Raw genomic sequence first — 1230 nt, 5'->3', positions numbered from 1 at the left:
GCTAAAGAAGTCGTTGAAGTGACCTCAGGGGTATTGGAATGTAAGCATGGGGTCTTAGCCCGCGAGGTCACGCTAAAAGCGGGCTGGACAATGAAGCGCCAAATTGAAAATTGGCTGTCAGGAAATGACACGGTTGACTCTAAGGGGCAGCAGGTTGTTGAGTTCTTCTTCAAACCTAACGGCGTGCTTCAGTATGTTAAAAAGCGGGGCACCGAACATCCCAAAACCATCATAACCGGTTTTACCACGAAGCAGGGAAGCCAAGAGGTTGAAGCCCTGCTTGGTTCATCTGTGTTTGATTATCCAAAGCCGACAGGACTGATTGAACACTTAATGAAGGTCACGGACAGGGAAGATATCATTCTTGACTTTTTCGCCGGAAGTGGTTCTACGGGTCATGCGGTGTTGAAGCAAAATAAGAAAGATGGCGGCAGAAGAAAGTTTATCCTGGTTCAATTGCCTGAGCCTATTTCAAAGAATGCGGGGGCAACAGCGTATTGCATTCAGGAGTCAATACCCGAATTGATTTCCCGCATTGCCCTGAAAAGAATAAAAAATGCCATCCTGCAAGAAGATAACACTCAGGGCGTTAAGTTTTTCACATTAGACCAAACAAATACTCACTAACAGGGGCGACCATAGCTCACCCCACGGACGCCCATTGTTCATATGGGGTGGATTATGCGTATGGATAAATACACCAGCCCTACCGCGTATGCGTGGGGCACATTTACAGCTATTTTCGGTGCCTGGTCATTGAACGACTGGGCAATTGTCATCGGTATCCTCTCCACGGTCGGTACATTTGCCGTGAACTGGTACTACAAGCACCGGGAGCTCAATAGACGTGAAAAAGACGAGTAAGTTAACGGCGGCTGTTATCGGTCTGGTACTTTCCGGTGCGGGTGCCACGGCAATAGTGTCTCAGTTTCTGGACGAGAAAGAGGGCAACCGGCTATCGGCATATCGGGACGCTGGCGGAGTCTGGACTATCTGCCGTGGCGTGACTCGCATTGATGGTGCTCCCGTTCGTCAGGGGATGAAATTAACCCCGAACCAATGTAAAGACTTCAACGCCAAAGAAGCAGAACAGGCCATCGCATGGGTAAAGCGCAATGTCAAAGTGCCACTGACTGAACCCCAGATAGCAGGTATTGCCAGTTTCTGCCCGTACAACATTGGTCCCGGTAAATGCTTCTCTTCCACGTTCTACCGTAAGTTGAATGCCGG

General features: G+C 49.3%; 3 protein-coding genes. All 3 read left to right on the top strand.

Translation table 11 applies throughout. The features are described 5' to 3' along the window. Nucleotides 1-627 (top strand): DNA methyltransferase (locus tag PSI23_RS21450; protein WP_273556970.1); only part of this gene is annotated, 627 nt, incomplete at its 5' end. A 54-nt stretch (nucleotides 628-681) separates the two neighbouring features. Then, nucleotides 682-864, top strand: a complete 183-nt coding sequence (locus PSI23_RS21445; RefSeq protein WP_273556969.1) for a phage holin family protein — start codon at nucleotides 682-684, stop codon at nucleotides 862-864. After that, nucleotides 848-1230, top strand: a 383-nt coding sequence (locus PSI23_RS21440; protein WP_273556968.1) for a lysozyme, incomplete at its 3' end; no start/stop codon positions are given. The genes PSI23_RS21445 and PSI23_RS21440, both read left to right, overlap by 17 nt.

Origin of the sequence: Xenorhabdus yunnanensis, assembly GCF_028598805.1 — a bacterium.
GTDB lineage: Bacteria > Pseudomonadota > Gammaproteobacteria > Enterobacterales > Enterobacteriaceae > Xenorhabdus > Xenorhabdus yunnanensis.
The sequence above is the reverse complement of the archived record's forward strand: the minus strand, read 5'-3'. Positions and strand labels throughout refer to the sequence as shown.